The organism is Rummeliibacillus sp. TYF-LIM-RU47, from assembly GCF_008638315.1.
Lineage (GTDB): Bacteria > Bacillota > Bacilli > Bacillales_A > Planococcaceae > Rummeliibacillus > Rummeliibacillus stabekisii.
In genome coordinates this window covers 1505476-1527047 of sequence record NZ_VVIR01000001.1, presented here as the reverse complement: position 1 = coordinate 1527047, position 21572 = coordinate 1505476, and the positions used below count along the sequence as shown (strand labels likewise).

General features: G+C 35.8%; 25 protein-coding genes. 6 read left to right on the top strand and 19 right to left on the bottom strand.

The features are described 5' to 3' along the window. Nucleotides 1–736 precede the first annotated feature (736 nt). The gene (gene parC, locus F0527_RS07725) at nt 737–3175 is read right to left on the bottom strand and encodes a DNA topoisomerase IV subunit A (protein WP_150284386.1); all 2439 of its coding nucleotides are present in this window, start codon (nt 3173–3175) and stop codon (nt 737–739) included. Further along, nucleotides 3172–5145: a DNA topoisomerase IV subunit B gene (gene parE, locus F0527_RS07720; RefSeq protein WP_150284385.1), complete on the bottom strand. Its 1974-nt coding sequence runs from the start codon at nt 5143–5145 to the stop codon at nt 3172–3174. The genes parC and parE overlap by 4 nt, the downstream gene beginning before the upstream one ends. Nucleotides 5146–5385: 240 nt before the next feature. Here parE and plsY point away from each other — a divergent pair, with 240 nt between their 5' ends. Next, on the top strand, nt 5386–5988 hold the full coding sequence (plsY, locus tag F0527_RS07715; RefSeq protein ID WP_066787024.1) for a glycerol-3-phosphate 1-O-acyltransferase PlsY: 603 nt from the start codon (nt 5386–5388) through the stop codon (nt 5986–5988). Between the two features lie 15 nt (nt 5989–6003). Beyond that, a complete protein-coding gene (locus tag F0527_RS07710; RefSeq protein WP_150284384.1) occupies nt 6004–6291 on the top strand; it encodes a HesB/YadR/YfhF family protein in 288 nt (95 codons plus the stop codon). Nucleotides 6292–6352: 61 nt separating this feature from the next. Here the strand turns inward: F0527_RS07710 and F0527_RS07705 are convergent, their stop codons facing one another. Both F0527_RS07705 and acnA read right to left on the bottom strand, forming a co-directional pair. Continuing rightward, nucleotides 6353–6775: an acyl-CoA thioesterase gene (locus F0527_RS07705; protein WP_150284383.1), complete on the bottom strand. Its 423-nt coding sequence runs from the start codon at nt 6773–6775 to the stop codon at nt 6353–6355. Between the two features lie 135 nt (nt 6776–6910). Beyond that, on the bottom strand, nt 6911–9616 hold the full coding sequence (acnA, locus tag F0527_RS07700) for an aconitate hydratase AcnA (protein ID WP_150284382.1): 2706 nt from the start codon (nt 9614–9616) through the stop codon (nt 6911–6913). 880 nt (nt 9617–10496) lie between these two features. On the opposite strand from acnA, the gene F0527_RS07695 reads away from it, so the two are divergent. Further along, a complete protein-coding gene (locus F0527_RS07695; protein ID WP_150284381.1) occupies nt 10497–10703 on the top strand; it encodes a hypothetical protein in 207 nt (68 codons plus the stop codon). 47 nt (nt 10704–10750) lie between these two features. Here F0527_RS07695 and F0527_RS07690 read toward each other — a convergent pair whose 3' ends face one another. Next, the gene (locus F0527_RS07690; RefSeq protein WP_150284380.1) at nt 10751–10969 is read right to left on the bottom strand and encodes a helix-turn-helix domain-containing protein; all 219 of its coding nucleotides are present in this window, start codon (nt 10967–10969) and stop codon (nt 10751–10753) included. Between the two features lie 491 nt (nt 10970–11460). Between F0527_RS07690 and F0527_RS07685 the strand changes: the two genes are divergently transcribed. Genes F0527_RS07685 through F0527_RS07675 form a run of 3 tightly spaced genes read left to right on the top strand, consistent with a single transcriptional unit; the run spans nt 11461 to nt 13822 of the window. Beyond that, a complete protein-coding gene (locus tag F0527_RS07685) occupies nt 11461–12732 on the top strand; it encodes an FtsK/SpoIIIE domain-containing protein (protein WP_150284379.1) in 1272 nt (423 codons plus the stop codon). Further along, a complete protein-coding gene (locus F0527_RS07680) occupies nt 12668–13270 on the top strand; it encodes a replication-relaxation family protein (protein ID WP_223823540.1) in 603 nt (200 codons plus the stop codon). Before F0527_RS07685 ends, F0527_RS07680 begins: the two co-directional genes overlap by 65 nt. A gap of 12 nt (nt 13271–13282) precedes the next feature. Further along, entirely contained in the window at nt 13283–13822 is a 540-nt protein-coding gene (locus F0527_RS07675) for a pilin (protein ID WP_150284378.1), read from the top strand. 41 nt (nt 13823–13863) lie between these two features. On the opposite strand, the gene F0527_RS07670 is transcribed toward F0527_RS07675, so the two are convergent. The 14 genes from F0527_RS07670 to F0527_RS07605 all read right to left on the bottom strand — a co-directional run bounded on the left by F0527_RS07670 (nt 13864) and on the right by F0527_RS07605 (nt 21565). Beyond that, a complete protein-coding gene (locus tag F0527_RS07670) occupies nt 13864–14247 on the bottom strand; it encodes a YhjD family protein (protein ID WP_150284377.1) in 384 nt (127 codons plus the stop codon). Continuing rightward, a complete protein-coding gene (locus F0527_RS07665) occupies nt 14244–14465 on the bottom strand; it encodes a WYL domain-containing protein (RefSeq protein WP_150284376.1) in 222 nt (73 codons plus the stop codon). Before F0527_RS07665 ends, F0527_RS07670 begins: the two co-directional genes overlap by 4 nt. A 258-nt stretch (nt 14466–14723) precedes the next feature. Continuing rightward, nucleotides 14724–15281 (bottom strand): hypothetical protein, encoded by a 558-nt coding sequence (locus tag F0527_RS07660; protein WP_150284375.1) that lies wholly within the window; start codon nt 15279–15281, stop codon nt 14724–14726. Nucleotides 15282–15299: 18 nt separating this feature from the next. Next, complete coding sequence (locus tag F0527_RS07655; protein WP_150284374.1) at nt 15300–16289, bottom strand: DUF6731 family protein; 990 nt, start codon at nt 16287–16289, stop codon at nt 15300–15302. Between the two features lie 140 nt (nt 16290–16429). Beyond that, nucleotides 16430–17242 (bottom strand): N-acetylmuramoyl-L-alanine amidase, encoded by an 813-nt coding sequence (locus tag F0527_RS07650; protein WP_150284373.1) that lies wholly within the window; start codon nt 17240–17242, stop codon nt 16430–16432. A 1-nt stretch (nt 17243) separates the two neighbouring features. Further along, a complete protein-coding gene (locus F0527_RS07645; protein WP_223823539.1) occupies nt 17244–17501 on the bottom strand; it encodes a phage holin in 258 nt (85 codons plus the stop codon). Between the two features lie 6 nt (nt 17502–17507). Next, a complete protein-coding gene (locus F0527_RS07640) occupies nt 17508–17912 on the bottom strand; it encodes a hypothetical protein (protein WP_150284371.1) in 405 nt (134 codons plus the stop codon). Nucleotides 17913–18007: 95 nt separating this feature from the next. Then, complete coding sequence (locus F0527_RS07635) at nt 18008–18202, bottom strand: hypothetical protein (RefSeq protein WP_150284370.1); 195 nt, start codon at nt 18200–18202, stop codon at nt 18008–18010. Nucleotides 18203–18342: 140 nt separating this feature from the next. After that, nucleotides 18343–18618, bottom strand: a complete 276-nt coding sequence (locus tag F0527_RS07630; RefSeq protein WP_150284369.1) for a hypothetical protein — start codon at nt 18616–18618, stop codon at nt 18343–18345. Nucleotides 18619–18847: 229 nt separating this feature from the next. Then, on the bottom strand, nt 18848–19138 hold the full coding sequence (locus F0527_RS07625) for a hypothetical protein (protein WP_150284368.1): 291 nt from the start codon (nt 19136–19138) through the stop codon (nt 18848–18850). A 134-nt stretch (nt 19139–19272) separates the two neighbouring features. After that, entirely contained in the window at nt 19273–19413 is a 141-nt protein-coding gene (locus F0527_RS07620) for an XkdX family protein (RefSeq protein WP_150284367.1), read from the bottom strand. Between the two features lies 1 nt (nt 19414). After that, a complete protein-coding gene (locus F0527_RS07615) occupies nt 19415–19723 on the bottom strand; it encodes a hypothetical protein (protein WP_150284366.1) in 309 nt (102 codons plus the stop codon). A gap of 4 nt (nt 19724–19727) precedes the next feature. After that, a complete protein-coding gene (locus F0527_RS07610) occupies nt 19728–20810 on the bottom strand; it encodes a hypothetical protein (protein ID WP_150284365.1) in 1083 nt (360 codons plus the stop codon). A gap of 2 nt (nt 20811–20812) precedes the next feature. Then, the gene (locus F0527_RS07605; protein WP_150284364.1) at nt 20813–21565 is read right to left on the bottom strand and encodes a tail fiber protein; all 753 of its coding nucleotides are present in this window, start codon (nt 21563–21565) and stop codon (nt 20813–20815) included. Between the last annotated feature and the right edge of the window lie 7 nt (nt 21566–21572).

The following is a 21572-nucleotide window of genomic DNA, read 5'->3' as shown; positions in this document are numbered from 1 at the left end:
TAATGAATAGCCATATTATTATTTCGCAAAAAATGAACCTTATAACTTGTCAGGCCACGTAACTGCGATTTAAGTTTTCTATAATATGGTATGAACGCTGAAAAATTGACTGTTTTTTGATAAAAAAGTATTTTTGTTTAAATTCAAGAATAAATCAATAAAGCAACACTAATACTTCGAATACTTGTAAAAAAGAAAAAAATACCCGTACCAATTTTGCTTATAATACCTATTTTCTAAAATGTGCCTTGGAAGTTATAATAAGAATCAATCGAGCTTTCATATCCCATTATCACTATAGGCACCTGTTTCATATCAACAGTAAACAAAAGAAAAATCCTTCGCATTATTTTACAATTACCATCTTACGAAATATTTATAATTGATCTTGCATTTATTGAATTAGACAGATGGCTATACTATTCCAACTGGTTCTATTGGAAATTCATCCTTCTTTCTGGAGGATGATGAAAATGTTATGATTGAAATTATTACTAATCATTCTATATTCTTTTGTAATTTCTCTAAAATTTAATTCCAAAAAACAAAAACCCTGAGAGAAAACTGAAAATCAGTTTCTCACAGGGTTTTATCTTTCTGTGGCATAGCAAGCTCAGGTTTTCTACTGGACCAGCCCATTACTATTATTGCGTAATCCTAGAAAAATTGGCTAGAGTGGCAACTTAAAAATGTCAGCTAATTTCATCCATATAATAAGTGATTAATGCTTACATATTTATTTAGTATTTCCCTCTTTAGCTGATAGTTTTAAAATATGAGATATGAAGCCGTCTGTTTTAACATCAATTACATAAGATACATTTGAATATCTTTCCGACAAGCTATAATTTTCTTCTCGCAAATCTTCTTTTAAGCCATTCTCAGTAATTATTTGAATGCCTTCCCCTTTTTCTACATAGACAACCGTATAAATACGGTGTGGTTGCTTTTTGAGCTCTCGAAGTGTAAGTACACCACGTAGTGCACGATTGCCTGTCTCTACTTCATCAAGGGCCATCTTTTTAACGCCTCCGCGTTCTGTAACAATCATTACCTTACCTTTATGGTTTGGCGGAATGATATTTGCTGCTTTTACCATATCCCCATCCAATAAATTCATCGCTTTTACGCCAGCAGTCCTTATGCCTGCCACCGGTACTTCATCAAGTTTAAATCTGATAGCATAGCTCAGATAAGATGTTAAATAGACTTCCGCACCCGAATCTGCTATTCCAGAAGCTATTATAAGATCATCTTTCTTAAGATTCATCATTTTAAATGGCTTATTATAGCGTTGTACCTGGAAATCTGCCAAAGCAGTTCGTTTAATTTGTCCATTCTTCGTAATGCTGACAACATATTGATCGGTATTAAAATCTGCAACGCCTTCAACATTTATAATTTTTTCTTCAGAGTCTAAAGGAATTATACTTGAAATATGCTGTCCTAAATCTTTCCAACGAATATCTGGCAGCTCATGGACTGGAAGGAATATATAATGACCTTTATTTGTAAAGGCCAATACATGCTGTTGCGTATTTAATTGTGCCTCGTACAGTAAATGGTCGGATTCTTTCATGGCAAAATCTTCACCATTTGAAGCATTATACGAACGAATACTTGTCCTCTTTACATAGCCATCACTAGTAACTGTCACGACTACGTCTTCACTTGGCACTAAAACATCTAAGTCTACTTTAATTTCTTCAATTTTTTCTTCTATTTCTGAGCGTCTTGGTTCTTGGAACGTTTTTTTCACTTCTTTTAATTCCTTTTGTAGCACGCTCACAAGCTTCTTCTCGCTCTCTAATATACTCTTAAGTTCAAGAATCTTTTCTTCAAGTTCTTTCTGTTCTTGCCGAAGTTCTGTGATATCTGTATTGGTCAATCTGTAAAGCTGTAATGAAACAATTGCTTCCGCTTGAATTTCAGTAAAACCAAACTTCTCTTGCAAATTATTCTTAGCATCTTTTTTATCTTTTGAAGCACGGATAGCTGCGATAACTTCATCTAGAATTGATAGTGCTTTCATCAACCCTTCTACAATATGTAAACGGTTGTTAGCTTTATCTAAATCATACCGAGATCGTCTTACAATAATTTCTTTTTGGTGAGCAATGTATGCGTCTAATAGCATCTGTAAACTCATCATAGTTGGACGACGATTGTATATAGCGATCATATTGAAGTTATATGTAACCTGTAGATCGGTATTTTTCAATAAATATTTTAAAATCGGTTCTCCGCTGATTTCTTTCTTTAATTCAACTACTATTCGTAAGCCTGAACGGTCAGACTCGTCACGTACTTCTGCAATGCCATCTAAGCGTTTATCTAATCGCATTTCATCCATTTTTTTAACAAGATTTGCCTTGTTTACATCATAAGGAATTTCAGTGATAACGATTTGCTCTTTAGCACCCTTAAGCTTCTCAATTTCTGCTTTAGCTCTAACAATGATCTTTCCTTTGCCTGTTTCGTAGGCTTTTTTAATCCCGTCAACCCCTTGAATAATGCCACCTGTTGGAAAGTCAGGTCCATGCAATACCTGCATTAGTTCTTGAACAGTAGCTTGAGGATTTTTCAAACGCATTAATACTGCATCTAACACTTCAGCTAGATTATGCGGTGGGATGTCGGTCGCATAGCCCGCGGATATCCCTGTTGACCCATTGACTAATAAATTAGGAAAACGTGAAGGCAGTACAGTTGGTTCTAAATCTTGATCATCAAAATTTGGCACTAAATCCACTGTATCTTTTTGAATATCCCGCAGCATTAGAGCTGCAATAGAAGATAAACGGGCTTCTGTATAACGCATAGCAGCAGGCGGATCACCATCGACAGAACCGTTATTGCCATGCATTTCGATTAACATGTGGCGGGCTTTCCAGTCCTGGCTCATACGTACCATAGCTTCGTAAACAGAACTATCACCATGTGGATGATAGTTACCGATTACATTTCCGACTGTTTTAGCCGATTTTCTAAAGGGCTTGTCGTGTGTATTGCCTTCCATAAACATTGCATATAGAATACGGCGCTGTACTGGTTTAAGACCGTCTCTTGCATCTGGCAAAGCACGGTCTTGAATAATGTATTTACTATAACGACCGAAGCGATCACCGATGACTTCCTCTAAAGGCAAGTCTTGAAATATCTCTGACTGCGTCATGTAAGATCCCCTCCATCATGTTGTATAAATTCGCTTTCTAATATCGTACTGTCTTCTTCAAGGCCAAAGTCCACATGCGATTCAATCCATTTTCTTCGTGGTTCTACCTTATCACCCATCAATGTGGCAACGCCTTTTTCTGCTCTTTCAACATCATTGATTTGAACGCGAACCAATGTCCGTGTTTCAGGGTTCATGGTTGTTTCCCAAAGCTGCTCAGCATTCATTTCACCAAGGCCTTTGTAGCGTTGAAGAATATACCCCTTACCAATTTTCTTAATTGCTTGTTGAAGATCTTTCTCTGTCCAAGCATATTCAATTACTTCTTTGCGCCCAGTCCCTTTAGATACTTTATAAAGTGGCGGCAAGGCAATATATACTTTTCCTGCTTCAACAAGTGGTCTCATATAACGGAAGAAGAAAGTTAAGAGTAATACCTGTATATGAGCGCCATCCGTATCGGCATCCGTCATGATTATAACTTTATCGTAAGCAGCATCTTCAATATTGAAATCTGTACCAACTCCAGCACCGACTGCATGGATAATGGTAGCAATTTCTTCGTTTTTCATGATGTCCTGAAGCTTTGCTTTTTCCGTATTGATTACTTTTCCTCGAAGAGGCAAGATGGCTTGGAAAGTACGGTCACGGCCTTGTTTAGCTGAGCCGCCCGCAGAATCGCCTTCGACTAAGTATAATTCATTTTTGGCAGCATTCTTAGATTGTGCTGGCGTCAATTTTCCTGATAAGATGGTTTGTTTTTTGGATTTTTTACCATGACGTGCGTCTTCTCTTGCTTTCCGTGCTGCTTCGCGAACTTGCTGTGCACGAATAGCTTTACGTACAAGCGATGCACTAAGCTCCGCATTCTCTTCCAAAATGTACATTAATTTTTGGGATACGACACCATCGACAGAGCTACGTGCTTCAGCTGTGCCAAGTTTGCCTTTAGTTTGACCTTCGAATTGTAATAGATTTTCAGGAATTCGGACTGAGATGATGGCAGCTAACCCTTCACGTATATCTGAACCATCCAAATTTTTATCTTTTTCTTTTAGGAGTCCGACTTTACGAGCATACTCGTTAAACACACGCGTCATTGCAGCTTTTGCGCCTGTTTCGTGTGTGCCTCCATCACGCGTGCGAACATTATTAACAAAGGAAAGGATAGTTTCGGAATAACCATCATTGAATTGAAAAGCAAATTCAACTTCAATTTCATCTAGTTCGCCTTCAACATATTTAACTGGATGCAATACATCTTTTTCTTCGTTAAGATAGGCTACAAAGGCTTCAATTCCATTTTCATAATGATACACTTCTTGTCGCTCGGTTTCTTCATCAATAAGCTCTATTTTTAAGCCCTTTAATAAAAAAGCTGATTCACGTAAACGTTCAGCCAATGTATCGAATTGATACTTGGTTGTAGAAAAGATTTCTGGATCAGGCTTAAAATGAATAAATGTGCCTGTTTCTTTCGTTTTGCCTAGATTAGCAAGTGTAGTTACGGGCTTACCGCCATTTTCAAAGCGCATGCTGTATTTATGGCCATCTCGGTAAATGGTTACATCAAGCCATGAAGAAAGGGCGTTTACAACAGATGCTCCTACACCGTGCAAACCACCACTTGTTTTATAACCACCTTGACCAAATTTACCGCCTGCATGCAAAATGGTAAAGATTACTTCAGGAGTTGATTTCCCTGTCTTGTGCATCCCAGTTGGCATGCCTCGTCCATAATCTCTTACACTAATACTTTGATCTTTATGGATTTTCACAACAATATGTGAGCCAAAACCCGCTAACACCTCATCAACAGCATTGTCGACGATTTCGTATACAAGGTGGTGCAAGCCTCTGCTGTCTGTAGAGCCAATATACATACCCGGACGTTTTCTTACGGCTTCTAAACCTTCTAATACTTGAATATCATCTTCACTATAAGAGGTGATTGTTTGTTTATTTGTCAAAAAATATTCCCCCTAAACACAAACATCCGTTCTACTTTTATAAATCATATACACAATAATAGATACTGTCAACTTCTTGTTCAGTTAGACTCAGGTTTTATTGTATCATTCGTTTAATCTATTGGACAATAAGAACCGGCAATTATTGAGAAAGTTGGTCATTGTGTACGCTTACAGTCTCGTGATAAAATATTATTACAATCTAATAATACCAACTACTAATGTTGGAGGGAGTTTTAAATGAATAGTATTTTAGTTGTTGTATTGGCTTATCTAATTGGTTCCATCCCATCCGGTTTATGGGTTGGTAAAGTTTTTTATAAAACCGATATCAGACAGCACGGAAGCGGAAACTTAGGTGCTACTAATACCTTCCGTACGCTTGGAAAAAAAGCGGGTATAGCCGTTACACTTATGGATATATTAAAGGGCACACTTGCAACTATACTTCCTATTCTAGCTGTTTTCCAAGGAAGTGGTATCCACCCACTCGTTGCTGGCATCATTGCTGTCGTCGGGCACATGTTCCCTATCTTCGCTGGCTTCCGAGGAGGCAAAGCTGTGGCTACGTCTGCAGGTATTTTACTTGGCTACCATTGGCCAATCTTTATCTTGCTCCTTATCGCCTTCCTTCTTTGCTTAAAAGTGTATAAAATGGTGAGTCTAGCATCTATGTTTGCAGCTGTTGTAGCTTTTATTTACGCACTTATTTATGGTATTTTATATAATGAATATCTTTTACTTATCATTATTTCCATTATTGTAGTCTTTATTTTTTATCGCCATAGATCTAATATATCGCGCATAAAAAAGGGAACTGAACCAAAAGTAACATGGTTATAAAAAAGGAGTGTTCTTATGAAAATTATCATGTCTGAACAAGCATTTCAGTGGTTTTCTGATGAAATGGATGTAGCGCAAGGAGATACCATTCGTTTTTATGCTAGATATGGTGGCTCAAATCCTTTCCACGAAGGGTTTTCTCTCGGCATGAGTCAAGACTCGCCAATTAATCCAAGTGTTGTATTAGAGCATAATGGAACTACTTTTTTTATTGAGCAAGACGATACATGGTTTTTTAACAACCATGATTTATATGTAGATGTAGATCGCCAATTAGATGAACTTAAATTTGATTACAAGTAGATAACGAAAGCAAAAAGCATGCCTAATTCGGGCATGCTTTTTTAAACTACTCATCCAAGAGTTATTTGATTTCTGCAATTTCTTTATATTTATTAAACCACACCGGATTAATCCGTTCAAAAGCAACAGGTCGGAAATTTTCTTTTTTCACCACAATATGTTCGGATGTTGCTGTTGCCGCAATCGTTCCATCACTATGTACGATTTCATAGCCATACACAGTACGAAGACGTTCCTGTGATACAATCCATGTACGTATAATCGCTTTTTCACCATAACGTAGTGCAGCTTTGTAGCTAACATTTACATTCATAACAGGCGATACATAGCCTGCTTCTTCTAATTGAGTCACGCTAAAGCCTAAATCATGAATCAGCTGCGTCCTCCCTAATTCCATCCATATAACATAATTAGCATGGTATACAACGCCCATTTGATCTGTCTCCGCATAACGAATTTCAATTTCTTTTTCACTTACAAACATGTTGTTCACCTCATGTTAAGTATACCGTTATTTTGAGAGAAAATCCTTCCATAGCTTTTCTTCTTTCATTAAATCTCCTTTGTCTTATAAACTAAAACAAGTGCACAAAATTATTGTGCACTTGTTTGAACCATATTATTTAGATAATTTGTTACGTAAAACCATTTGTAGGATACCGCCGTTACGGTAGTAATCTACTTCTACTTCTGAGTCAAAACGAGCAAGCGCTTTGAATGTTTTAATATCGCCATCTGGAGATGTAGCAGTCACAGTTAGGATATCACGAGGTTTAACTTCATCTGTAATATTAACTGAGAATGTTTCTTCACCAGTCAATCCTAGTGATTCTGAGCTTTCTCCATCAACGAATTGAAGTGGTAGAACACCCATCATTACTAAGTTTGAACGGTGGATACGTTCGTATGATTCTGCGATAACTGTTTTAACGCCAAGAAGGTTAGTACCTTTAGCTGCCCAGTCACGTGAAGAACCCATACCGTAGTCTTTACCAGTAAGTACAACTAAGCCTACACGGTTTTTAGCGTATTTCATTGCTGCATCGTAGATATACTCTACATCACCTGTTGGCCAGTAAGTAGTGAAGCCGCCTTCTGTACCAGGTGCAATTTGGTTGCGGATACGGATGTTTGCGAAAGTACCGCGCATCATTACTTCATGGTTACCTCGACGGCTACCATAAGAGTTGAAGTTTCGTGGTTCTACGCCATGTTCACGCAAGTATTTTCCGGCAGGTGTATCTTTACCAATTGCACCAGCAGGAGAAATATGGTCAGTTGTAATAGAGTCACCAAATTTCGCTAACACACGCATACCCATAAGCTGTTGAATTGCTTCTGGTTTTGCAGATAGGTTTTGGAAGAATGGCGGATTTTGAATGTAAGTTGAATTCTCATCAAACTCGTAAAGTGAATCTGTAGAAGTTTCAATTGCATTCCATTTTTCATTTGCATTGAATACAGTTTCATATTCTTTTTGGAACAATTCACGTGTAACAACTTTTGAAAGAACGGCATTTACTTCATCAGATGATGGCCAGATGTCATCAAAGAATACATCATTTCCATCTTTGTCTTTACCGAATGAATCTTTACGTAGGTCTACATCTACAGTACCAGCAAGCGCATAAGCTACTACTAATGGTGGTGAAGCCAAGTAGTTAGCTTTCACTAAAGGATGTACACGGCCTTCAAAGTTACGGTTACCTGAAAGTACAGAAGTCACGAATAAATCTTTAGACATGATTGCTTCTTCAATTTCTGGTAATAGTGGACCTGAGTTACCGATACATGTTGTACAACCGTAACCAACTGTATTGAAACCTAGTGTATTTAGGTAATCTTGTAAACCAGAATCTTCTAAGTAGCCAGTAACAACTTTTGATCCTGGAGCAAGTGATGTTTTAACCCATTTAGGAACAGTTAAACCTTTTTCTACTGCTTTTTTCGCAACAAGACCTGCAGCGATTAGAACGTAAGGGTTAGATGTGTTCGTACAAGAAGTAATCGCAGCAATTGCTACAGCACCTGCTGGAATTTCAACATCACCCTCTGCAAATTTAGCAGTTGAAGTTTTTGTGAATTCATCTGGAGTTAAGCCAAAACCTTGAACGCCAGCTGGAGCCACTACTACTTCGTGGTAGCGTGTTTTCATATCTGAAAGCGGAATTAAATCTTGTGGACGTTTAGGACCTGAAAGATTAGTTTCGATTTCATCTAAGTTAATTTCTAATACATCTGTGTAAGTAGGTTCTAATTCTGGGTCAAAGAACATGTTGTTTGCTTTTAAGTAAGCTTCTACAATATTGATATGTTCTTCGTCTCTGCCTGTAAGGCGCATGTAGCTTAATGATTCATCATCGATTGCGAAATAACCACATGTAGCACCATATTCAGGTGCCATGTTAGAAATTGTTGCACGATCCGCTAAAGGTAATGCAGAAACGCCTGGTCCGAAGAACTCAACGAATTTGCCGACTACACCTTTTTTACGCAATTCTTGAGTTACTTTAAGTGCTAAGTCAGTAGCTGTAGAACCGCTTGGCAATTTGCCAGTTAATTTCACACCAATTACTTCAGGAATTGGGAAGTATGATGGTTGGCCTAACATACCAGCTTCTGCTTCAATACCGCCAACACCCCATCCAAGAACACCAATACCATTGATCATTGTTGTATGAGAGTCAGTACCCACAACAGAGTCTGGGAATGTTTCGTAAGTGCCATCAGCATTTTCATTCACGTGAACTACTGGAGCCAAATACTCTAAGTTTACTTGGTGAACGATACCTGTTGCTGGTGGAACAGCACGGAAATTATCGTAAGCTGTTTGAGCCCATTTCAAGAAATTGTAACGCTCAGCATTACGTTCGAATTCAAGATCCATATTCGCTTTAAGAGCTGCTTCGTTACCGTATTTGTCAACTTGAACAGAGTGGTCGATAACAAGGTCAACAGGAATTGCTGGATTGATCTCGTTTGGATCTCCGCCCATTTTTTTCATTGCATCGCGTAATGATGCAAGGTCAACTACTACTGGTACACCAGTGAAGTCTTGAAGAACAACGCGAGAAGGTTTGAAAGGCACTTCAGCATTTTCGTCTGCATCTTTGCCCCATTTCGCTAAGTTTTCTACATGGTCTTCTTTAATTACATAGCCATCATATTGACGTAATACAGATTCTAATAAAACTTTGATTGAATAAGGAAGGCGTGATACTTGTGCAATACCAGCTTCTTCGATTGCAGCTAAACGATAATAGTTGTAAGATTTACCGTTAACTTCGAATGAAGAACGACTGTTGTGCAAGTTATTGTTTGCCATGTTCGGTTCCCCCTTTAATTATCTACTGAAAAGGGCTTCATATAAGCTTCTTTTCTCCAATACCAATAATAATAGAAAACAACACATAAGTAAATAACATTAATTTTATAGATTGATATAAATTTTTCTTATGGCCTTGGTTTCCAGTATTGAGGTTTTAACTTTTGAGTTATTGCTAAAATAGCATTTGTAAAAAAATAGATTTTATCCACATATCCAATATAGTGTTATTTAACACTATTTAACGGGGTACTCCCCGGGGGACAAGGTGGGGTTTTATACATGTTTTATAAACGTGTACCCCACCCGGGACATTTAAAACATTTAATTAGAAAATAACGCTGGACAGGTGCGTTTACATAGATTATACCTTTAACTAATTAATACTGAAAGGTATACAAAACATCGTAAGAGCTAACTATCAACGCATGCCTAGGAACACCTACAAATACAGCTGTACCTTTTGTAAATATAACCAAACTGCATATTAGCATATTTTTAACAAAAGGTAATAGTTGTTATTTTTTTCTTAGGGAGTAAATAAACCACCATATAGATACAAATAAATAATAAACAAACATAGAATTCATTGACGCTTCTACGTTCCCCCATCTCTCATTGAATTGATAATATAATATCCAACTACCAACATAGACAACGGGCATAACAATAAATAACAAACCAAACCACATAATATATTTATAATCATTTTTTCTTTCCATAAGTTCACCTTCGCTTCCCATGTTTTAAGTAATAACATTTAATTTATATAAAAAATTAGTGTATTTATGCAATATAGGTATTATGTTATATTTATATGGGAATTCAATACTAATTAAGAGTGCAATGGTTTAATTCATCTAAAAAAGGGGGTTACGCTTTGATCTTTCTAATATTTGCTTTCTTCATTTTATCTGTATTGTTAGTAGGTATAATTTTTTTATTAGTTTTCTTGGTGTCTTTTATACAAGGAATGATTGCTAACAAAAGAAATGGTTTACCATTATTAGATGAGCGAATGAAAAATGTAGTATTAGTTGCTATCGTTGTAATAGCCTGCATGTTTTTCTATGAAGTGTATCATTAAAGTTCTAAACTTAATTTGCTTATTAATGGCCACTAATGTGGTCTTTTTTATTGTTCATTTTTAAAATCAATGAGTTCTCGTATATCTTCTATCGCAAAGGCTTCCCCAATTTTCGATAACGCTGATTTAGGTATTCTCTCCATTTTATTATTAGAGAGTTCTGAAATGGTCCGCCTGGACAGACCTGTCATTTTTTCTAAATCACGTTGCGTAACATTGAACTCCTTCATTAATTGCTTCAATTTGATATTGATTATATAGCTCATCCATATAGCCCACCTTAAAAAAATTTAACTTTCTTTCATTGGACAAGGTATTTTCTTGGTACGTTTAACGTACATTATTACTACCAAGTCAAATACCACATCAAATACCAACGCCACTACCAAATTAGATTCCAGTCACACTACTTTATAACCTACCAAGCGTACTACCTGATTAGGTACAAATCACACGTAAAAAGCTATGCCAGATACCCTACCAGTTTAACTACTACTCTAGTATTCAATTAGGTATAGGCGAAATCCTTTAATATCAATACTTTATTGCTTAATTTCTTCTTCCAGTTAACATCAACTAATACTACGTATTAGAACCACTGTGGCGCGAGTCAAATAGAAAACGAAAGGAGATTCAAGATTGATTAATTTTCCAAAGACTATTTATATAGCTTTTGCGGGATGTGCGGGAAGAATACAGCTCATAAAGGTACTCGTTGCACACGATGTGGATGTTAAATAAAAAGGGGGTAGTATAAATGTTATTCGAAATTTTAACTACAACTGTAATGGGCGGGATTGCTGTAAAAGCTTATCTGGCCAAAAATGATTTGAGTGAGAACGACAGCGGGAAAATCCAACGCATTCTTTCTCTGTCTGGCTTAAATGTCAAAGATGGAAGAGACACATTAACGACTCAACTTGTCCGTAAAAAGAAGCATGAATGGGGATGGGAATACAAATACCGCATACCTTTCGGAAGAAGCTTTGAGGATTATGTAGCGAAACAAAAAAATATTGAGGATGGCCTTAATAACCGTAAGAAACAGGTTACTCTCCAAGATTTGAAATTCGATAAGAATATCCTTAAAAACATCCTCATGTTGAAACAAACTAAGCTTACTGAACAAAAAGAAGTTGAGATGTCTTTTGACGGTTTGCTCTGTATTCGTGTTTATGACAAGCCATTACCTAAACAAATTGAGTGGGACGAAAGCTACTTGAAAAAAGGTACATGGTTAGTGCCTATTGGAAGTATGCGTAACAACGACACCATTAAACATGATTTCGATAAAGATAAACATTTAATAATTGCCGGAGCGACTGGATATGGAAAAAGCGCAATTTTAAAACTCATTGCTACAACTTTAATTGATCAGCAGCCAGAACATGCCGAGTTATCGTTAATCGACTTAAAGGGCGGTTCTGCTTTTCATCGGTTTAGGGATTGTAAGCAAGTCAAATACTACTCGCGGGATCCGCAAGAAGCTGAAGGAGTTTTGAAGAACATTCAATTAGATATGAATGAATCATTTGAAACGGTAGTAAACAACGGGTTCGAAGATGTGAAAGAAGCTGGTATTAAAAAACGTCATTTCATCATTATTGATGAAGCTGCAGATTTAGCTGACTATGGGAAAGCAATGGATATTATAACAGATATTGCCCGCCGAGGAAGATCTGCTGGCTATTATCTTATTTTTTGTACCCAATATCCAACTACACAAGTCATACCCTCTCAGACAAAAAGAAATATTATCGCCCGTTTGTGCTATGTGGTCGATACAGATATAGCTTCCCGTGTTGTTTTAGATGAAAGTGGTGCGGATAAGTTGCCTGATATTCCAGGTAGAGGTATTTATAAAAATAACGTGAAGCGTTACGTTGTGCAGTCCCCTTACATCTCGAATTCAACCATTCAACAACAGATTTCCCCATATATCCAAAAGGAAGAGGAGGTTCCTAGTGCTATTGAAAACCCATCTAAACGAACGCCAAGAACAAATCCTATTACTTTTGAGCAAATTTGATTACATGACTAGAGACCAACTACGCGTGTACTTTGGTTTGCGATCCGTTCGCAATGCAAATCGTATTTTTAAGGAACTGTCTGATTACCTGTCTGTTATCCGCGATGGCTATCAATCCATTTACTATCTCAATAAATCTGGACGTGAATATGTTGGCTGTGAAAAAATCCGTAAAAAAACTGGTAATGTAGAGCATACTGTCATGCGCAATGAATTATTTCTCTTTAATCAATGTCCGGCTGATTGGGTAAACGAAATTAAAGTATCAGATGGTGTTACAACCGTGGTAGCAGATGCTATGTATACACACTTACATACGAAACATTTTGTTGAAATTGATAACCTACAGACCATGCGTGAGAATCGCTTGAAAATAGAACGTTACAAATCTTTAGGGATAGCTTTAGAACAGCAGTTAGGTCACCCTCCTGCTCTTGTATGGCTTACCACCACAGAGCTAAGAAGGATGCAAATAAAAGAAGCTTGTGAAGAATTACCGTTCGTTGTGAAGGTATTTATATATGAAGAAATCCGATAAAGGAGAGATGGAATGTTCTTTAATAAAAACAAAGTGGAAGTTGTGCCTGAAAGTAAATGGACTGATTTTGGTAGCCAACATGCTACACGTAAGGACTTAGCTATTGCTGCATGTGTGCCTGCTGTAGCTAGTCTTGGAATGGTCGCATGGAATAGTTTGACTAAAGTTTCAACTGCTCCTCTAGAAGCGGCTAGCAACAATATAGGTATAGAAGAAATTACACGCACTACAGTGTCAGGTCCAGCTATGCCTCCAGGTACTCCAGATACTTATACAACTATACCGACAGGCGCTGTTACAGACCATATAGCAGGCACTTCATTAGATGTGCTTACAACGATCATGAATCCCATTATTGATATCCTCGTCGCCCTAGCATTGCCCCTCGCTAGTCTTATGATGGTCGGTGCATGTTTCTTTATAATTTTAGGACAAAAGGAGAAAGCATACTCAATATTTTTCAATAGTGCGATTGGTTATGTATTGATTCAGATGTCACCAATGCTTCTAAACATATTGAAAACTGCAGGTACAGCAGTTCAACCACATTAAAAAAATCCCCTCTTATTTAAGGGGATGAGATTCTTTCACAATTACTTGTGATATACCTTTTTATTAACTTCCGCAACCGTTTTATATTCTATATTTAATAGGCGTTTTATTTCTTCGTTAGTCCAATTTCTTAACGCCACGTTGAAATATCTATGGTATTCAGTTGCACCGCGATATAACACTTCGTAAACGGTAATAAAATCATCTTCTCTTACTTCTTTTTCTATTCGTACCCCCAAAGATCCTAGTTGTCTTTTGACATTCAGTTTTTCTTGTTTTATTTCTTGAATCTTACTCTCAAACCACATATCGAAAGCTCCATGCGATTTAAAACTATCTAAAAACTTACGATCACGCTCTAGTGTCCGTATTGTTAAATCTAGAATAATTTGTTTATGCACTAGATCGCTGTGTTCCCTACTCATACGACTTCTCGTTCTTTTCTAAGGACTGGCATCACTGCAAGAACATTATCTGTAATAAAAGTACGCTTAGCATGCTTAGTGAAGCAAAATGCTTGGAATCTGTCACCAAAAATTTTGATTAGCTTTACTCGTCGTTTAGTTATCTCACCTGATTGAGAAATGTACATTAAATCAACCAATTGATTATGCTGCATCGCTTTCATTAACTGCTCTTTCATCTTGTCTCCCCCTCAAAATAGAACGCTTGTTTGTCTAATTATAAAGAACATTTGTTCTTGTTTCAAGACAAAAAAAGCCCTATTACCATTATGTGTAACAAAACTTTAAGTTATGTATGCAGTTAAAAACAAAAAAACGCGGCTAGTCTCATGCTTTTTAGTAACATGGGAAGCCGCGTTTTTAATGTCAATCAAAATAAAATAATTTAATGTTCTTATTTCAAGTAAACAAAAAACCTTACCGATTAAAGTAAGGTTTTAAATTTCTCTTTCTTTAGTTAAAAATGGATTCTTTTTTGGTTCTACTTCCTTAGTATTTTCTGAAACTTCGTTACCGTCTTTTCCTGCTTGCAAAAGTAGAGAAACTACTACATACAGAAAAAGTGCTAAATATACTGAATAAGCTACAACTAAAAGGCTCCAAACACTTGAAAAAATTATTTGTGTTGGGCTAGATATATTATAAAAGTTTGTAGGTTGTCCGGCCTTTCCTTGGATATACACTTGAAAGACAATCGTGAAAACAATACTGGAAATACCCGTCACTATGGTGGCTATGAGTAAATATAAAAATTGCTTTGTATATTCTTCATCACCCAATATTTCTTTCACTAATTTGGTAGTCATAATTGAAGCTATAATAGAAATAGAAGTTGCAAAAAAGCCTAAAGTTATACTTGAAACATTTAGATATCCAGATAGTGCTTGTTCAAATCCATTAAGGGAAAAGAAGTTTATTTTTTTAATAAACACAATAATAGCCACGACAATGGAAAAAATGCCAAGCATCCAAAAAAACATTAGAAATTTTCGCACTTGGTCCCCCTCTTCCTATTATATTTTACTTTTCATTTTCTCATATTCATTAACCATCTCACTAAATACGCTTATAGGATTTAGATGCTTTTCTTTGCCGAAAGTGAATTTTAAATAACTCTCTAGTTTCTGATCTAATAAATCTATTTTTTCAACCCTAGAATCTTCATCATCTTTACCATGAATATGAAACTTCTCAACATCTGATGAATCAATGTATCTCTCTAAAATGCTATCAGAAACATCCTCTGGAATATGGCTTTTTTTAATCGGCTGGCTTGCTATTGTAATTTCAACATACCTAATTTCATTATTTGAATCGTTCTTACCTGTTACTTTTTCCAATATGTGCTTAGCAGCTTCTCCTGTTGTTCGTACAGACATTTTTCTAAATTGCGTTTTTTCTTTACCTCGTCGCTTTGCTGTTTTGTCCATGATAACTTGTAGGCTCGTTTCTTCTTCAACATCAAACTCTTCCATCCAAGTACGAATTACTCCACCTAATGCTGTAGGGCTTAAAGAATCTCTATTACGTTGAATCATAAGGACTTTTTTATTTGTATCATAAAGCACACTTACTTGATGTCCTACATATTCATTATCTAAAATTGTTATTACGTCAGATTTTCCATGCAAAGTAGTTTTTACAGGAAGATGATAATCAATAAGTCTATCGAATACAAGATGATAATAGCCTAAATTGTCAACGCTAATGTCACCTAACCGAACAAATTCTCCATTGTATTCATAGACTAACTTTTCAAATGTTGATGACCCCTTATTGGTTGAGTAATTATTGTAAATAGCTTCTAGAATCGTTTTAATACCCACCCTCGATTCCGAACCGTCTTCTTTTTTCCCGACTATAAAGAAGTAATTAAACCCAATTTCTTTTGATCTAAGCTTGGTCTTTGTTGCCTTTTCATTTGAACTTTCTTGCAATTTCAGTTGTTCTTGTTGCTCTTCTAGTTGGTCTTGTTCGTCTATTATTATTGTATTATTCACCATTTAAACACTCCCCTTTTATACCATTTTATTGTAATAAAAGTGAAATGTCTTTAATACTTTTTTACTACGTCCTAATCCTTTCCAAAGATAATTTTTTAAAAAGCCTCCTCCCCCATGTGTAAGATGGGGATTATGAAATGTTATTTATCTACTGTATAGGCTTTTACATACTCCCGATTGGCTGTGATAAAGACACACTTGTCTTTATCTTTAACCAAGAAACGAGGTGTACCATTCTTTGCATATACAATAGCCTCGATATCAATTTTGGTATCTTTTTTGTATCTGTTAAGTTCTTCTTTAAATTCAACATCTGCATATACCCCTGCGTTTGTTAATAAAACTAAGCGATCAAACTTTTCACTGTAATAGGTGCTTTCTTTTGGTTTGGCTACTGGCTTAGAAACACCTTCGACTTGGTTTTTTGTATATCCTAAATGCCCTGCCATAACTTTTGCAATAGCTTGACATAATGCTTCAAAGTTATTGCGATATGCAGCTGCATCCTTTTCCGATGTCACAAAGCATACTTCTAAAAGGATTGCTGGCTTATTAGTGTTACGCAGGAAATACAATTCCTTTCGTTCCTTTGCTCCCCTGTCTACAATTCCAAGAGCTGTTGCCATGGCCGCACTCATTTTGGCTGACAATAGTTTTTGGTCATAGTATAAACATTCTGTTCCTGTTGCCGCAGGAGTAGCGCTGTTAAAATGAATAGCAACATCTAGTTCACGATCTTTATTGTTATGGAAATTCACGATATTAGCTAAGTTTTGATTTTGCGTTGTAGCTGTTGTTTCGTGATACTTATAACCCTCACCGTTGTACTCCTTAGTTACAATATCGTATACACGATTGACAACCTTTTTAGCCTCTTCATGCTCATTTAGAATGCCAACCGCTCCCGATACTTTATCACCGTGTCCGCTACTGATTACAAATTGTTTTCCCATATTATTTCAACCCTTTCTTTTTGAGTTCTTTTTCTTGGATTTTTGCTACTTTGCTTACAAGATAAGTGTTTTTCCAAATCCCATAAACAACTAAAGCGAATGGTACTGCTGCTAAAAGAACGTTGGTAAACGCATTAATAGAATCATCTGTATACCACTTGAGATTAATACCTACTGATTGCAAAAATAAAAGGACTGCTGATAGCAATCCTCCGAATAACGCAATATATTGTTTTAACTTGTCTGTTGTCAATTTCACGACCTCCTATTTAAAAAATGCTTTAAAAACTGCAAGGATTCCTAAGATAATAGTGACTATTCCTCCGGAACCAATAGCCCCGTAAAGAGCCACTGTTACTTTGCCCTTCAAGTCCAATTTTTTAATCTGTATTTCTCTATCAGTTTCCGCTTCATACTCCACTTGCTTTAAAACGTGATCAGCAAAAGGTTTTAGTAATTCACGTGTTTCCTTGCCATCTTTCATCACTGTGACTTCCAGGTCTTTTTGCCCTTTTTGGACACCTATCAAATCTGTCTTTATCGATGTCATTTCTTGCTTAAATACTAAGTGTTCTTTTTCTAATATTTCCAACCTCGGTAAAATGTCCTGATGAATTACTTCGCCATGTTGTTGCAGTTGTTCTTTATGTTCTTCCAATGTCTTATACATGGAATTACCCCCTCCTGGCATTCCCCTCTCCCCCATTCTCTCTATCTTTTGACAAGAAAAATACCCTCCACAGATTGTGGAAGGTAAATTATTAGCTACTTTAAATTCGCTTGAATATAAATGGAAAAATCATTACGTCTAGTCAACTTCCCTATGTTTATTTTTCCCTCCTCTTTTAGTTTTTCTGCTGACTGATAAGTTAAATCGGCTTTACTTTTATTCCAAAATTGAAGTAAAAGCGAATTACCTGTTACTTTAAGCAACCGATTTAAAAGCTCTAATTTATCCATTGAAAACACCCCCTCTTTATCTAAATTCTACTAATCGAAGAATTAACCTTTAATATTTTTTGTTAATTTAGATAAAACTAATATATCCTCCATGGATATTGGGGAAGGCATATAAAAAAACACATTCAACAGAATGTGTTTTAATCAATTAAAATAACCAATTTTTCAATAATTACCCCCACTTTTCTCACTTGTGAAATATAAAATTCATCATCTCTTGATACCATTATACAAATAAACTCTCTCCTATTTATATAAGCATTGATAAACCATTCTACTGCTGCATCATTAAAATAAAAATCCAACTCAAGGTCAGTTAAATTTCCTTTTACTTTTTCTTCAACTATTCCTTTAGATTGAAATTCAAAAGAATTATTTTTTGTAAAGATTTTTATTTTATCAAATTCCCTTAACACGGCTCACTCCCTCCCTCTCTATACTGATAAAATTCAAAAGAAATGGATATTACCCTTTAACAATTATCCCCTTTTTCATCAAAAATAACGCTAGTCGATTAACTGCGTTTATGTCTTATCATCTTCCTCTAATGTCTTAAACATGGAATTACCCCCTTCTGGCATTTTATCTTTCGGCAATAAAAATACCCTCCACAATGATTGTGGAAGGTATTGAAACAGCAATCTCCTATTGAACTTGCTGTTTTATTAACATAACCTTTTTATCCGAGTCTGTAATAAAAATAGTTTTATAATTTTCCATGTCACTGGTTTCCTCGCCTTTTGATATTAGCAAACTTGTAATAATATAGTGATTCATATGCAATTTTATGAAATGTTTATATGCATCATCTCGTTTACTAAAGTTAATTTCAATTGAATTTTCTCTAACGCCAAAATTACCTCGAGTCTTAAATATACGTTTTTCACCTTGAGCAAGAATATCTATCTTATCAAATTCTTTTAACATATCTTCCATATCATCCACTCCCATCTATCTACTTAATTCGACAAAAAAGGAGTAAGTACCTTTATTATATTTGTGGTTGTTTTTGGCAATAAAAATAACGCTAGTCGTTTAACAGCGTTTATGTCGTATCATATTCCTGATGTTTATATAGCCGTGTAATCTTCTCCAGTTATTCGTTTATACTCTTCAGGTGTAATTTTACCCTTCTCGACAAACAATTTAACTTGTTCATTTGTGTAGAAACCGTCTTTATAATACCAACTAACCGTCTTAAACCAATCCATATTACATCAAGCCTCCCATCATTAGAGCCATTAGCATTTGAGCATTTTGTTCTTTAAGTTCTTTTAAATCCCGCTCAATTTTCTCTTCCTTAGCAGGCTCTATATCAATGTAATCATAATATAGCTTTGAACCATCATACTTTAATAAAGGAGCTTTCCCATATATGTTTTCAGTTTCCGGAAGTGACTCAACTAGAAGTCCTTTCTTACTTAGTTCTTCCTCAGTTTGACCAAGTCCATCAATTTCATCAAATGGGCGATTGTGTATTAGACCTATTTCATTGTTATCTTTTATTTCTACAAATATCATTATATTACCCTCCTATTTTAACTGCTGAATAACTCTTAATAACTTGTTTTGAACCTGATATAGATAATTGGCTATTGTTATCTATTATCTGAGGCTTACCAGATGGTAGAGTTACATAGCTCTCTTTTGTTGTAAAACTCCACAAATCAATTGTGTATCTCCTAATAATATAATCACTTGTATTTACAGTTTCTTTTGTATATACGTATAATGTCGCACCTTGAAGTAGAATATCAGTTATAGCTGATGAGAATTGCATTGTAGAAACCACTGAAAGATTGGAATCATTTATTTTAAGGAGTGTATTTCCACTCGCCATATACGTATACCCGCCCCATTTTCTAGGATATACTTCTCTACTTCCATACATCAGTAAACTTCTATTAGTAGAGTCACTTATTGTATTGGATGCCTCTTGAGTTACCGAGTTACCGTCACTTGATAATCTAAATTTTTTAATAAGAACAAGTTCTGAGCTATTAGGATATTCGAATATATAAATAGTTCCATCATCAAATGGATAACTGTATGCAACCGGATACGTATAGTTAGGATATACGTTTGTTGCTGTATAATCAGATAATTTAACAGTGTATACATAGTTATAAGACATCATTATCAATCGTCCATTGTAAACAGCGTACATAACAGATGTGTTGCTATTTGAAAAAGTACCATAAGAGATCTGCTCAATGTTTCTGTTCATAATGTACCATCTGTTATGAGTAACTAAGAACATATTTGCCGATGTGGTCGTGGGATATGGATCAAGTAACAAAAGTCTCGTAGCATCCGATGGAAAGAAATATTTAACGTCGCTAGATTTAGGAACCCCATCGGAGTTTACCGGGACACTTATTATTGCATTCTTAGATTTATCAGAAGTATAAAACAGCATATATAAACGGTTAAGCGTTTTATTATACAGATAATCATTTAGAACAGTGTATGAAGAATCGTAATACTCATAACTCATAAACTTCTCACTTAATAATTTTGTTATTCCCAAATCCGATAATGGCAATAAACTACCCTTACGATATTTTCCGCCACCATAAGGGCCACCATGGTCTCTAAGATCTATCATGTTTACACCTCACTTGTACATACACCATCTGAGTCATAAGCCAGTGTGAATGTATCCGTTCTTTCTGCAGTTGTTCCGTCTAAACCATAATATGTTACTGTTCTTGTTGTGTAATTTGGACTGGTACCTCCACTTAATACCGATTTTTCAACCAATGTTCCATTTGACTTACGGTATATCATTATGGATGTAAATATGCCATTAGCGTCTTTACCACTTTTGACAGTTTTGTAACTAGATTGTTCTATCCCTTTACGAACTGCATTTTGAGTAGGTACTAATGAGTTTGAGTTACCATTAATATCATCAGTTAATTGTACATGACCTTTCTTTGCATTTGTCGCATCTTCCGCCGAATGTTCATTAACTTTTTTGTCTAAAGCTTCAAGATCTGTTTGTTTAGCTGATCCATCAGCCTTACTTAAAGAAGTTTGAACATCACTAGCAAAGTCACTTTGAGGAATACCATCTAAAGGTTTAGAATATTTGGCTTTAAGTTCTTCTTTGGTTGCCAAGTTCGATGTATCTACATTTACTTTTATATTTCCTTTTTCATCTGGTAACTGGCCGTTAATTGTTTTTACTTCTCCGGCTTTTTCTTGTAGCTCTTTAATTGCTTCATAATCCGAGTTAAATTTAAAATCGAAATGTCCTGCTGCAGGATATTCACCATTTCCAAATCCTTGTATTTTCTTTTCTTCAGATGGTTCAACACCAACAGCATTCCATTTTAATGGTTTCTTGGTAAATGTCATTTTACCC